The sequence below is a fragment of the Actinophytocola sp. KF-1 genome (genome assembly GCF_054661535.1).
The window spans coordinates 555,975-569,669 of the sequence record NZ_BAAFVK010000004.1; the positions used below are offsets into that span (position 1 = coordinate 555,975).

The window sequence follows — 13,695 nt, forward strand, 5'->3', positions numbered from 1 at the left end:
ACTCTCACCTCCGTACCGCTCATCTCTCAGGCTGAGCGGGCTTTCTTGACGCACCCGCGGGTAAAACTGCTAGGAATTAGACGCCGTGCCGCGACCGGCGCGCGGAACCACTTCCGGTGGGCGCGGTCGCCGATCACACCGGTATCCCCGAACGGAGGTAGGCGTGCACAGGCTCCGGCCACGTCCGCAGTGGTTCACCGCGTTCGGCGACGGGCGCGGCGCGACGCACGAGGTGGTGTGCTTCCCGCACGCGGGCGGCAGCAGTTCCACGTTCCGCACCTGGGCCGGGCACGCCCCGGCGCTGCACGTCACCGCCGCGCTGCTCCCCGGACGGGAGAACCGGCTCGGCGAGCGCGCGGTCACGGACATGGGCCACCTCGTCGCGTCGCTGGCCGACGCGTTGACGCCGCCCGCCGGTCGTCCCTTCGCCTTCTACGGCCACAGCATGGGGGCGCTCGTCGCGTTCGAGCTCACCCGGGAGCTGCGCGCGCGGGACCTCCCGATGCCCGCCGCGTTGTTCGTCGCCGGCCGTGACGCACCGCAGTACGCGGATGTCGACCAGGTGCACCACCTGCCGGACGAGCAGTTGCTCGAACGGTTGCGCGCGTGGGACGGCCTGGACGGGGGCGAGGAGCCGGACCTGCCGCAGTACGACGAACTCCTCACGCTGATGCTGCCCACCATCCGGGCAGACCTCACCCTCGCCGAGACCTACGAGTACCAGCCGCGGCCACCACTGCCGGTGCCGGTCCACGTCCTGCGCGGCACCGCCGATCCGCTGGTGCGACCGGACGACGGCGGGTGGCGGGCACAGACCTCCGCCACCTGCACGGTCACGGAGTTCGCGGGCGGCCACTTCTTCGTCCAGGACCACGAACGCGCCATCGTCCGGTTCATCGCGAGCACGTTGGGCGCCACGCACGACGAACAGGAGCAGAACCGATGAGCAGCTCGTCCTATGTGGGCGGTGTCGGCGGTGGCGAGTCGCGTGACTACAGCGGCTACTTCGTCCTGTCCGCCGCGCCCGCGCAGCGCAGGCTGTGGTTCCTCTGCCAGCTCGATCCGGCGAGCAACGCCGCGTACAACGTGGTGACCGCGGTCCGGATGACCGGCGAGCTGGACGTCGTGCTGCTGCAGCGTGCGCTGAACGACGTGGTCGCGCGGCACGAGAGCCTGCGCACCGGGATCGGTCTCGTCGACGGCGATCCGCACCAGCTCGTCGTCCCCGAGGCGCTGGTGTCGCTGCCGCTGCTGGACTGGACGGACCTGGCGGCCGACGCCGTCGCCGCGCGGGTGCGGCGGCTCGCACGCGATCAGGCGGCGGCGCCGTTCGACCTCGACGCACCGCCTCTGGTGCGGGTGGCCCTGGTGCGGGAGTCGCCGCTGGCTCACACCCTCGTCGTGGTCGTCCACCACATGGTGTGCGACGGCTGGTCGATGGACGTGTTCTACCGGGATCTCGCGGCCTCGTACCAGGCCCTGCGCGAGGGCAGGCCCGCGGATCTGCCCGAACTGCCGGTCCAGTACGCGGACTACGTCGCGTGGCAGGACCAGAACCTCACCGAGCAGCGGATGTCCGACCTCGTCACCTACTGGCGGCGGGCGGTCGCGGGCACCGAACCGCTGCGGCTGCCCGTCGACCGGCCCCGTGACCAGCGCGGCGGCGCGGGCGGCAGGCTGGAGATCGAGCTCGAGCCCCCGCTCGTGGCGCAGCTGACCCAACTCGGCGAGCGGGCGAACGCGACGCCCTTCATGGTGCTCCTCGCCGCGTTCAAGGTCGTGCTGGCGCGGATCACCGGCCAGGACGACATCGCCGTCGGCACACCGGTGGCCGGGCGCCACCACCCGGATGCCGAGCAGCTCGTCGGCTTCTTCGCCAACACCCTCGTCCTGCGGTCGCGCCTCGCGATGGCCGAACCGTTCGCCGCCGCGGTCGATGCGGTCCGCGACACGTGTCTCGGCGCGTTCTCGCACGACCGGATGCCGTTCGACCGGCTCGTGCAGGAACTGCGGCAGGCGCGCGTCCTCGACCGCAACCCGTTGTTCGACGTCATGTTCTCGCTGCAGAACACGCCCGGGGTGCGCGTCGAGCTGCCCGAGCTGACGATGTCGCCGGTCGAGCTGGACGCGACGTCCGCCAAGTTCGACCTGTGGCTGACCGTGCTGCCCGGCGACGACCGGACGCGGCTGCGGCTGGACTACGACCGCGGCCTGTACGACGAACCCACCGCGTCCCGGATCCTCCAGCTGTACCGCGCGGTGCTGACGAACGCACTGCGCGACCCGGCGGCGCCCATCGGCGCGCTGCCCGCAGCGGGACGGGCGGACCAGGCGACGGTCGCGCGCTGGGACGCCGGCACCGCCGGCACGCCGACGGACCGGACGGTGCTCGACCTGATCGCCGCGCGCCGCGCCGACGACGTCGTGCTGTCCGCCGCGGACGCCGTGGTGACGGTGCACGAACTGCGGCAGTGGGCGGCCGACCTCGCGACGCGGTTGCGGGCGGACGGCATCGCGGGACCGGGTGTCGTGGTGACCACGCCACCGGTGCCCTCCGCCGCGCTGGTCGCGGTGTTCCTCGCCGTCTTCGAGGTCGGCGCCGTCCTCGCCTACGGCCGCAAGCACGAACGAGCGGGCGCGTTCGTGCGGCACGCGGACGACGAGCCCGGCGGCTGGCTGATCACGACGGGACCGCGGTTCGACCCCGTGTCCCCGGCACCGACCGCGGACCTCAACGGCCCGGCGTGGCGTGTACCGCACCGCGGGCCGGGACCCGCTCCCGTGCTGTCGCACCGGTCGCTCACCGCGACGCTCACCGCCGTCGCCGACCGGCTCGAAGTCACCCCCGACGACGACATCCTGCTGCTCGACGGCGCCACGCCGCCGCACCCGGTGGACCTGCTGCTCCCGCTCGCGCGGGCCCGCAGCCTGCTCCTCGCGAAGCAGGAGGACACCGAACCGAGCGGTCCGCCCGGCGCGTTCGTGGTCGCCGACGCGCCGACGTGGCGCGCGGCGCTCACCGGCGGCTGGCAGCCACCACCGGGCACCAGGCTGGTGTGCCGCAGCGAGGTCATCGCTCCTGATCTCGTCGACATGCTGGTCCGCACGGGACACCCGGTATTCCTGGGCCACGTCAGCCCGCCCTACGGCGTGCCCGCCGGGCTCGCGCGACTGGACCTCTCCCGAGGACGCCACCTCGGCCCGCCGCTGGTGGGCACCACGCGCAGGCTCGTCGACCTGACGGGCGCACCGGTGCCCGTCGGCGTGGTCGGTGACCTGCACGTGGCGAGCACCGGGCACCCGGCCGAACCGACCGGACTGCGCTGCCGCCACACCAGGGACGGCGACCTCGAGCTGGTGGGTCTGGCGCCGGACCGCGTCGCCGTCGGCGACCACGCGGTCCCGTTGGGGGCGGTCGAGCACGAACTGGCCGGGCTCGCCGGCGTGCGCGCGGCGGCGGTCGTCGCCGCGGCCGGCGCGCCCGTCGCGTGGGTGGTGCCCGACGAGCCGCCGGAGTCGGACCGCGAGCGCGACGCGTTCACCGCCCGCGTGCGGTCCGCCGCGCAGGCGGTGCTCCCACCGCACGAGGTGCCCACCGTGATCGCCGTGCTCGACGAACTCCCCCTCGCACCCGACGGCACCGTCGACCACGCCGCGCTGCCCGAACCGCCGCGCGCCCTGGCACGGCACGCGGAGACCGACGTGCAGCCGCGCACCTCGGTCGAGCGGCGCGCGCTCGCGATCTTCCGGGACGTCGTGCCGGTGCGGGAGTTCGGCATGCACGCCGACTTCTTCGCGCTCGGCGGGCACTCGCTGCTCGCCGCCAAGGTGATCAGCCGCGTCCGCACCGAGTTCGGCGTGCTGGTGCCGATCCGCGACTTCTTCCGCGACCCGAGCCCGGCCGGCCTGGCCACCGCGATCGAGCGGCTCGAACGCGAACGCGACGAGCGGGCGGCGGGAGGGCGCGGTTCGGCGCGGGACCGCCTGACCGGCATGTCCGACGACGAGATCGACCAGCTCCTCAGCCAGCTCGGGTGAGCGACACGGCACGCGACAGCACGAGAACCACGAAGGAGACCGACATGGGCATCGACGACGCCGACACCACGTTCCAGGTCGTCATCAACGAGCAGGACCAGTACTCCATCTGGTTCGCCGACCGGCCGCTCCCGGCGGGCTGGACCGCCGAGGGCGTGACCGGGACGAAGCAGGACTGCCTGAAACACATCGAGACGGTCTGGACGGACATGCGTCCCCGTTCGGTCCGCGAACGCATCGCCTGACAAGCATCCGACAGCAACGACAGGAGTTCCAGCACGATGAGCAGGCAGCCCGACCTCAGCACCATGACACCCGACGAGAAGCGCGCCCTGCTCGCCAGTCTTCTGGACGGGTCGGCCACGGCGACGCCCAGCAACCTCACCCTCGAGCAGAGAAGGCTCTGGCTCCTGGTCCAGCTCGACCTGAACCGTCCCTGGCACAGCAGTACCGCGGTCCGGCTCACGGGCCCGATCGACCCGGCAGCCCTGCAGCAGGCGCTCGCGGCCACCACCCAGCACCACGAGGTGCTGCGCATGACCTTCCGCGAGGTCGACGGCCACCCGCTGGCGACGGTCAAGCCGGTGGCGTCGCTCCGGCTGCCCGTCCTGGACGTCGACGCGGACGACCTCGACGGCGAGCTGACGCGCGTGCTCACCGCGGAAGCACGCACGAGGTTCGACCTGGCGCAGGGTCCCCTGGTGCGGGCGAGCCTGCTCCGGCTGCGGCCCGAGGACCACGTCCTGCTGCTGACCGCGCACCAGCTGGTCGCCGACCGGCCGTCCGTGCGCAGGATCATGCGTGAGGTCCTGGACCGGTACGCGGCACTGGCCGGCGGCTCCGAGCCGGCCGCCACCGCGCGTGCCACCGATCTCGCCGCGCTCGGGGCGGCGCAACGCGAGTGGATCGGCACCGACGACGCCGCGAAGGACATCGACTACTGGCGCACGCGCATGGCGGCGATCACGACGCTGAACCTGCCCACCGACCGCTCCCGCCCGTCGACCAAGACCATCAACGCCGACGTGGTGACCGTCGCCGTGCCGCCGTCGCTGCGCGCGGCGCTCGAGGAGCACACGCGCGAGGCGCGCCACGCACTGCCCCAGGTACTGCTCGCCGGCTACGCGGCCGTGCTGTCCCGGTACGCCCAGCAGCACGACTTCGCCGTCGGCGTCGCCGTACCGCCCTCGTGGCTCCCGGACGGCGACGCGCTCGTCGGCCCCCTGGAGAACACGCTGCCGCTGCGGTTCGAACTGGACGGCGGCGAGACCCTCTCGACACTGGTCGCCCGCACCGAGGTCGCGCTCGGCGAGGCGCTCGAGCACGCACGGCTGCCGTTCGAGCAGATCGTGGAGGCGGCCCAGCCGTTGCGCGACCTGTCCCACACCCCGCTGTTCCAGGTGTTCTTCGGCTTCGAGGAGGGCGACGAGGGCCGGGAACTGCCGGGTGGGACCGCGGAGCCGATCGAGCTGGGCACGACGTGGACCCCGCACGACATCGACCTCTACGCGATCCGCCGCGGTGGTGAGTTGTCCCTGCGGGCGCAGTACAACACCGACCTGTTCGACGGGACCACGGTCCGGCGGATGCTGTCGCACGTGCTCCTGCTGCTGGAGTCGGCGGTCGCCGAGCCGAGGCGGGCGCTCGCGGACGTCCCGCTGCTGACCGACGACGAGCGCAGGCAGCTCGGTGCGTGGAACCCCTCGGGCCAGGAGCACCGCGGCCCGTGGACCCTGCACGAGCTGATCGAGGAGGCCGCGGCCGCCAACCCCGACGGCATCGCGCTCACCTCGAGCGCGGCCGAGATGACCTACGCCTCCCTGGACCTGCGCGCCGAGGCGCTGGCCGCCGCGCTGGCCGAGGAGGGGGTCGAGCAGGAGAGCCGCGTCGGCGTGCTCAGCGACCGGTCCGTGCACGCCGTGGTCGGCCTGCTCGGCGTGCTCAAGGCGGGCGGTGCGTACGTGCCGCTCGACCCGTCCTACCCGCCGGACCGGATCGCGGTCATCGCGGAGGACGCGGGCATCACCCGGATCGTCGGCACGCAGAACGCGCTCGACGCGTTCGCGGGCACGCTGCCCGGGATCGCGCGGGTCGCGATCCCGACGAGCGACCCGGACGGCGCGGTGACCAGGCCCGCCACGAACACCACCGGCGACAACCTGGCGTACATCATCTACACCTCCGGCTCCACGGGCCGGCCGAAGGGCGTCGCCGTGGAGCACCGGGAGATCGTGTCCTCGACCGTGGCGCGCTCGGCGTGCGAGGAGCCCGGCATGCCGGAGCGCTACCTCGTGCTGGCACCGCTCACCTTCGACGCCTCCGGCGGCGGCCTGTACTGGACGCTGCGCCGCGGCGGCACCGTGGTGCTGCCCGACGACCAGGAGGTGCTCGACCCGAAGCTGCTCTCCGACCTGATCCGCGGCAAGGCGGTCACCCACGTCGACGGCGTACCGTCGCAGTACGCGGTGCTGCTGGAGACGCGGCCCGAGTCGTTCGACTCGGTGCGCGCCACGGTGCTGGCCGGTGAGCTGCTGCCGCCGGGTCTCGTCGCGGAGCACTTCCGCCGCATGCCCGGCGTCGCGCTGTTCAACGAGTACGGCCCCACCGAGGCGACCGTGTGGGCTTCGGTCCACCGGGTGTCCGCAAAGGACGGCGAGGCGAGCAGGGTGCCGATCGGCCGCCCCATCCCGGGTGCGCGGATCCGCCTGCTGGACAAGCAGTTCAACCCGGTGCCGCCCGGCGTGCCCGGTGAACTGTGGATCGGTGGCGGCGGTGTCGCCCGCGGCTACGTCAACCGGCCGGCGATGACGGCGGAGCGCTTCCTGCCCGACCCGTTCTCCGACGAGCCCGGCGCGCGCCTGTACCGCACCGGCGACCTCGCGAAGTACCGGCCGGACGGCTCGATCGAGTTCCTCGGCCGCGCGGACACGCAGGTCAAGATCCGCGGTTTCCGCATCGAGCTGTCCGAGATCGAGAACGTGCTGCTGCGCCACCCGCTCGTCGCCGAGGCCGTCGTGACCGTCCTCGACGACCAGCCGGGCGGCCCGCGGCTGGTGGGCTACGTCGTCCCGGTCGTCGGCCGGGTGCTGGCACAGGAGACGCTGATCAAGCACGTGCTCGGCCAGGTACCCGACTACATGGTGCCGAGCGCGTTCGTCACGCTGGAGCGGATGCCGCTCACCCGGCACGGCAAGATCGACGTCAAGGCGCTGCCCGTGCCCGAGGCGGGCGCCGCGGACGAGTTCGTCGAGCCGCAGACCCAGCTCGAGGCCGAGATCGCCGAGACCTTCGCGGAACTGCTCGGCGTCAGCAAGGTCAGCGCCACCGGCGACTTCTTCGCCCTCGGCGGCAACTCACTGCTCGTGGCGCGGTTGTCGGCTCAGCTGTCGCGCAAGCACGACGTCTCACTGCCGGTGGAGCAGATCTTCCGCGTGCCGACGGTGGCGGGCGTCGCGCAGGCCATCGAGGAGAGCCGCAGGCAGCAGGAGAACGTCGACAGCGAGGTCCTCTACGCCCAGCAGCTCGCCGAGTTGCACGCCGAGATCACGCTGCCCGAGGAGATCACCCCGGGCGACCTGCCGCACGCGGACTACCTCGCACCACACGACGTGCTCGTCACCGGCGCCACCGGCTACCTCGGCGCGTTCCTCGCCGTGGAACTGGTGCAGAAGACGGACGCCACCGTGCACTGCCTGGTCCGTGGTGAGAACGAGGAAGCGGCGTGGGACCGGCTCGAGGAGACGCTGCGCGGCTACCGGGCGTGGGACGAGTCGTACCGGACGCGGATGAAGATCGTGCTCGGTGACCTCGGCAAGCCGAGGTTCGGGCTGAGCCCCCGGGAATGGGACCACTACGCGGAGATCCTGGACGTGATCTACCACAGCGGCGCGGTGGTCAACTTCACCTTCCCGTACGAGGCGGCACGGCCGGCGAACGTCGAGGGCACCAAGGAGGTGCTGCGCCTCGCCACGACGAAGACGGTGAAGTCCGTGCAGTTCGTGTCCAGTGTGGACGTCTTCATGGGGACCGGCGCGGAGCGCCCGTTCACCGAGGAGGACCTCGACGAACGCCCGATCCGGATCCCGACCGGCTACCCGCGCAGCAAGTGGCTCGCCGAGAAGATCTGCCACCTCGCGCGGGACCGCGGGGTGCCGGTGATCGTGCACCGGCCGTGGATGATCACCGGGCACGCCGACACGGGGGCCGCGCACCACACCGACTACCTGTACGTCTACCTGAAGGGCTTCCTGGACCTCGGTGTCCTGCCGCTCTACAACGACGTCATCAACGCGGTGCCGGTGGACTTCACGGTCCAGGCGATCGTCTACACGTCGCTGCGCGAGGAGAACTTCGGGAAGAACTTCAACATCACCAACAAGGAACCGACGACCATGCAGCAGTGCTACCAGTGGCTGCGTTCGTTCGGCTACGACCTCAACGTGGTGGACGAGGAGGAGGCACGGCAGCAGGCCCTCGCCGTGGAGGAGGACCACGTCCTGTTCCCGATGACCCCGCTGCTGCGCGTCGCGTCGATGCGGCACGCGGCGCTGGACCCGGAGCTGCAGAAGCGGGTCAACCCGATGGACGAGTGCCGGACGCTCACCGAGGCCCTCGAGGGTTCCGGCATCGAATGCCCGCCGGTGAACGAGGAGTGGGCGCACTCGTGCTTCCGCTTCCTCGTCGAGGAAGGGCACCTGCCCGCTCCCGAGGACGTCGTGCCGCAGGGCACGTCCGCGTGACCGACCGGATCGAGGACGTTCCATGGAAACGAAGACGATCACCTTCCCCGGCACGGAAACCGACCGGCTCCGCCACGTCCGGCTCACCGCAGAGGACGGCGCGGCGGTGGACAGGATGGCCAGGGAGGTGCTGTCCGAGTACGGGTCGAGCACTGCCCCCGCACTCCTGACCGCGGCCTCCGAACTGGCGCACCGGTTGCCGGACGCGCTCGTGGCGGAGCTGCGGGGCCTGCGCCTGCACGAGACGGCGCCCGCGCTGGTCGTCCACGGGCTGCCCGTGGACGACCAGCGGATCGGCCCGACCCCGCTGAACTGGCAGGACCGCGACCAGCACGACGAGTCGGAGGTGCAGGAGGTCTTCCTCGTCCTCGTCTCCGGCCTGCTCGGCGACATCTTCGGCTGGTCGACGCTGCAGAACGGCAGGCTCATCCACGACGTGCTGCCGATGCCGGACCAGGAGAACGAGCAGAGCGGGCACGGCACCGTCGAGCTCGCGTGGCACACCGAGGACGGCTTCCACCCGTACCGGTGCGACTACCTGCTGCTCCTCGGCCTGCGCAACCACGACGCGGTGCCCACCGTGATCGCGGACATCGACCGGGTCCGGCTGAGCCCCGGCCACCGCCGGGTGCTCGCGCAGCCGCGGTTCCTGATCCGGCCCGACACCGAGCACCTCAACCAGGCGCGGAAACTCGCCGCGAGTTCCGGTGAGGTGCACCCGATGCAGCGCATGCAGGACGCGCCCGAGCCGTGCTCGGTGCTGTTCGGTCACCCCGAGCAGCCCTACCTGCGCATCGACCCGGTGTTCATGTCCGCACTGCCGGGCGACGCGGAGGCCGAGGAGGCGCTCGGCGCGCTCACCGCGGAGCTGCAGCGGCACCTCGTCGACGTCCCGCTCGACGCCGGTGACCTGCTGGTCGTGGACAACTACAAGGCGGTGCACGGGCGCAGCGCGTTCACCGCACGGTTCGACGGCACCGACCGCTGGCTGAAGAAGGCCATCGTCACGAGGGACCTGCGTCGTTCCCGCGCACATCGGGCGGCGGCGCACGACCGCGTCCTGATCTGACGATGGCGGGCGGCGAAGCCGTGAGGTGAGGAGAGCGACCGGTCATGACCGACGACATCCGGGTGCACGACGGGGTCTGGCTCGTGCACGGTCAGCTGGACCCGGACGTGCAGCGGGACCGCGTGAGCACCGAGCAGCCGCCGTTGCGGCTGGTCATCCAGGACGTGGTGCCCGGCGGCGCCGAGCCGGACTGGAGCGTTCTCCTCCGCGACGAGGTCGCGGCCGCCCGTGCGGACACGGTGCCCGCACGGGCGGTCCTCGCGCGCCTCGCGGACGACCGTTTCCTCGTCGTGGTCGTCACCACGGCATCCCTGGCGCCGGACGCGGTGCTGCGGTGGCTGCTGGACCCGGCCACCCGGTTCCCGGTGGCGTGCGAGGAGAACCCGGGCCCGCAGGTGCAGGCACCGCCGGTCACCGAGGTGCCCGCTGCACTGGACCGTGGTTCGTCGTCGTCGGGGTCGGCCGGGACGGTGTACCGGTCCGCGGCGAACCTGGTGGGCCGGCTGCGGTCGGTGGGTGTGCCCGAGACGGCCGTGCTGGCCGCGGGGGTCACGCTGTTGCTGCACCGCTACGGCGGCCCCGCGGCGAACACCGTGGTCGTCGACGGCACGCCGCCGGCCGCCGTCCGGCTGGACGTCGTGGAGCGCGAGCGCGGCGGCGAGTTCCTCGGCCGGGCCGGCAGGGCGGTCCGGGCCGGCGCGCCCACGTCCCCGCACGCTGAGGGGGCCGTGGCGGTCGGGTGCGCGGGACGGACGGTTCCCGACTCGATCGGCGGGTATCGCGTGGCGTCCCTGCGGTTGCCCGGCGGCATCGCGCACCACCAGCTCGCCGTGCTGTTCGACGGTGACCGGCTGCGGATCGACCACGACGCGCAGCGGTACGGGCGGGACACGGTGGAGACCTTCGCGGACCGGCTGCTGGCCGTCCTGGGCGCGCTGCTCGCGGACGCACCGGTCCAGGGCATCACCGGGCTCACCGAGCGCGAACTGTCCGATGTGGATGGATGGTCGCGCGGCACGGCGCGCGTGGTCGACGACGTGTGCCTGCACACGCTCGTCACCCGGGTGGCGGCACGGGCCCCCGGCAGACCCGCCGTGCTGTGCGGCGGCACCGAGCTGACCTACGGCGAGCTGGAGGCGCGGGCGACGGCGGTCGCGCACCGGTTGCGCGCCGAGGGGGTGCGGCCCGGCGACCACGTCGGCCTGCTGGCCGCGCGTGCCGCGGTCTCGGTGGGGGCGATGCTCGGCGTGCTCAAGGCGGGTGCCGCGTTCGTGCCGATCGACCCGGCGTTCCCGCCGGAGCGCGTGCGGCACATCCTGCTCGACTCCGGTGCGCGGGCACTGCTCGCGGACCGGACACTCACCGCGGCGCCACCCGTTCCCGTCCTGCCCGTCGAGCCACCGGCGGGCGCGCCCGGCGACGCGGTGACCGTGCGCGTGTCCGCCGACGACACCGCCTACCTCGTGTACACCTCCGGTTCGACGGGCTCACCGAAGGGGATCGCCGTACACCACGGCGCGATCGTCGCCTCGACCGTCGCGCGCCAGACCGGGACGGCACCGCCGGAACGGGAGCTCGTGCTGCCGGCGCTGTGCTTCGACGGCGCGTACGGCGGGTTGTTCTGGGCACTGACCACCGGCGGCACCGTCGTGCTGCCCACCGACACGGAGGTCCACGACCCGGCCGCGCTCGCGGCGTTGCTCGACCGCGCGCTGGTCACCCACATCCACGCCGTGCCCTCCCAGTACGACCTGGTGCTGCGGGTCGCCACACCTGCGGCACTCGCCCGGCTGCGGTCCGTGTCGCTCGGCGGCGAACCGCTGCCGCCCCGTCTCGTCGCGCAGCATCTGCTCGACTGCCCGGACGCCGAATTGTTCAACGACTACGGGCCGACCGAGTGCGCGGTGTGGGCGACGACCCAGCCGTGCGGGCTCGAGGAGGCCCTGGGCGGTGACATCCCCATCGGCGGACCGGTCGCCAACTACCGCGTCCACGTGCTCGACCCGCTGCTGCGCCCGGCACCGCCCGGGGTGCCTGGCGAGATCTACCTCGGCGGCCCGGGCGTCGCGCTGGGCTACCACGGCAAACCCGCGCTCACCGCGGAGCGGTTCCTGCCGGACCCGGCCGGCGCCGGGACCCGCCTGTACCGCACCGGGGACCGGGGCGCGTGGTCGCCGGACGGACGGCTGCGGATCAGCGGACGCACCGACGACCAGGTGAAGGTGCGCGGCTTCCGGATCGAGCTGCGCGAGGTCGCGGCCGCGGTCCGCGCCCACCCCTCGGTCGCCGACTGCGTGGTGCTGCTGCGCGGCGAAGCCGGCACCGAGTGGCTCGACGCCTTCGTCGAACCACTCGCCGAGGTGACCGAGGCCGAACTGCGCCGCGCGGTGGCGGCGACGCTGCCGCACTACATGCGACCCGACCGCTTCACGCTGCTGCCCGCGCTGCCCCGCACCCCCGGCGGGAAACTCGATATGCCGGCACTGCGTGCTATTGATCCCGCTGCGCCGCGGGGTCGATGCCGCTGATACCGGAACGAGAATCCGGCGCGCTATCCTGCGACTCGGCACACCGCTTGCCGAACGTCCGGCCGCTGCCCCTTCGCCGGTCATGACACCCCCTCAGGATAATTCGACGGCGAGGCGCACAGGGGTCGCCTTCCGTGATTCATCACATGGTTTCCCACCCTGGTCCGACGCGGAGATTTAGTTCTCGCGCGAGCGGCTACCAACACTACTCATGTGGAAATCATGTGATGCACGACCACAGTTACTTCGAGTGAACGTGCCGAGCCTTTGCGGGCTCCATGTCGGACATGTCCTGATTTCGTCTCCGCTCCGCGGTCACGGTAGGTGTCACCCCTTTTGCACGCATCGGGTGAAGCGCACATAACAGACTGTCACCACCGGCGCTGACTTCGATCGCCCGGATGGGCGTTGTCCCTCTCAGAACCCTTGTGGTTGCATTGCAGATTGCCGCGCCTTCCGACCGAGGGACGTCCAGTTGTCGCACAATAACCCGCGCCACCAGCGCCCGCCTTTTGCGCAGACCACCAAATCTGCGCCGGAAGAAGGAGAAAATAGTGGGGGAACGTTTTTCCGAATTCTCGGTCCACTGCAGGTTACCATTCGCGACAAGATCGTCCGTGTTGGCAGAAACCGGCAGCTCACCGTCCTCGCGGTGCTCCTCATCAACGCGAACAAGGTGGTGCCCGTCAGCGCTCTGATCGATGCGGTCTGGAGCGCGGCACCCCCGGCGACGGCGGAGAAGCAGATCCAGACCTGCGTGTGGCGCCTGCGCATCGCGTTCAAGGCCGCCGGTGCGCCGACCGACCTCGTGGAGACCGTGCAGGGCGGCTACCGGATCCGTCTCGGGGACAACGACCTCGACGCGCACCTGTTCGAGCGCGCGGTCCGCCGCGCGCGGGACCTGGTCGCCGCGAACGACCTCGCGGCCGCGAGCGCCGAGTACCGCAGGGCCCTGTCGATGTTCCAGGGCCAGCCGCTCGCCGACCTGCCCAGCGCCGGTGTCCAGGCTGTCGCGGCACGCTGGGAGGAACGCCGGTTCTCGGTGCTCGAGGAACGGCTGGACGTGGAGCTGGCGCTCGGGCAGCACGCCGAGCTGATCAGCGAGCTCAAGCCGCTGGTGGCCGAGTACCCACTGCGGGAACGGCTCTGCGCCCAGTTGATGACCGCGCTGTACCTGTCGCAGCGCCGTGCCGAGGCACTCGCGGTGTACCGAGCCAGCCGGACCGCGCTGGTCAACAACCTGGGTCTGGAACCGGGTGCCCGGCTCCAGGATCTGCACCGGCGGATCATCGCGGGTGAACCCGTCACGCACGCCCAGCAC

6 protein-coding genes and 1 pseudogene are annotated in these 13,695 nt (G+C 72.1%); all 7 read left to right on the forward strand.

The annotated features are described in order from the left end of the window. Positions 1 to 163: 163 nt before the first annotated feature. Positions 164 to 946, forward strand: coding sequence for a thioesterase II family protein (locus ACYQ77_RS15525; protein ID WP_459711708.1), 783 nt, complete (start codon positions 164 to 166; stop codon positions 944 to 946). Then, positions 943 to 4,038, forward strand: coding sequence for a condensation domain-containing protein (locus ACYQ77_RS15530; protein ID WP_459711710.1), 3,096 nt, complete (start codon positions 943 to 945; stop codon positions 4,036 to 4,038). The genes ACYQ77_RS15525 and ACYQ77_RS15530 overlap by 4 nt, the downstream gene beginning before the upstream one ends. After that, positions 4,035 to 4,283 carry an MbtH family protein gene (locus tag ACYQ77_RS15535; RefSeq protein WP_459711711.1) on the forward strand — a complete coding sequence of 83 codons (249 nt, stop codon included), beginning with the start codon at positions 4,035 to 4,037 and terminating at the stop codon, positions 4,281 to 4,283. The genes ACYQ77_RS15530 and ACYQ77_RS15535 overlap by 4 nt, the downstream gene beginning before the upstream one ends. Before the next feature lie 36 nt (positions 4,284 to 4,319). Then, complete coding sequence (locus ACYQ77_RS15540; RefSeq protein WP_459711713.1) at positions 4,320 to 8,777, forward strand: non-ribosomal peptide synthetase family protein; 4,458 nt, start codon at positions 4,320 to 4,322, stop codon at positions 8,775 to 8,777. Between the two features lie 22 nt (positions 8,778 to 8,799). After that, positions 8,800 to 9,846 carry a guanitoxin biosynthesis L-enduracididine beta-hydroxylase GntD gene (gene gntD, locus ACYQ77_RS15545; protein WP_459711715.1) on the forward strand — a complete coding sequence of 349 codons (1,047 nt, stop codon included), beginning with the start codon at positions 8,800 to 8,802 and terminating at the stop codon, positions 9,844 to 9,846. Between the two features lie 44 nt (positions 9,847 to 9,890). Further along, complete coding sequence (locus ACYQ77_RS15550) at positions 9,891 to 12,374, forward strand: amino acid adenylation domain-containing protein (RefSeq protein WP_459711718.1); 2,484 nt, start codon at positions 9,891 to 9,893, stop codon at positions 12,372 to 12,374. Between the two features lie 475 nt (positions 12,375 to 12,849). Beyond that, a pseudogene (locus ACYQ77_RS15555) lies at positions 12,850 to 13,650 on the forward strand (AfsR/SARP family transcriptional regulator); the annotation flags it as partial. Positions 13,651 to 13,695 lie beyond the last annotated feature (45 nt).

What these genes read in the sequence shown, in the direction of transcription:
- ACYQ77_RS15550 (WP_459711718.1), top strand. Translation starts at nt 9,891, where the DNA reads ATGACCGACGACATCCGGGTGCACGACGGGGTCTGGCTCGTGCACGGT.
- gntD (WP_459711715.1), top strand. Translation starts at nt 8,800, where the DNA reads ATGGAAACGAAGACGATCACCTTCCCCGGCACGGAAACCGACCGGCTC.
- ACYQ77_RS15540 (WP_459711713.1), top strand. Translation starts at nt 4,320, where the DNA reads ATGAGCAGGCAGCCCGACCTCAGCACCATGACACCCGACGAGAAGCGC.
- ACYQ77_RS15530 (WP_459711710.1), top strand. Translation starts at nt 943, where the DNA reads ATGAGCAGCTCGTCCTATGTGGGCGGTGTCGGCGGTGGCGAGTCGCGT.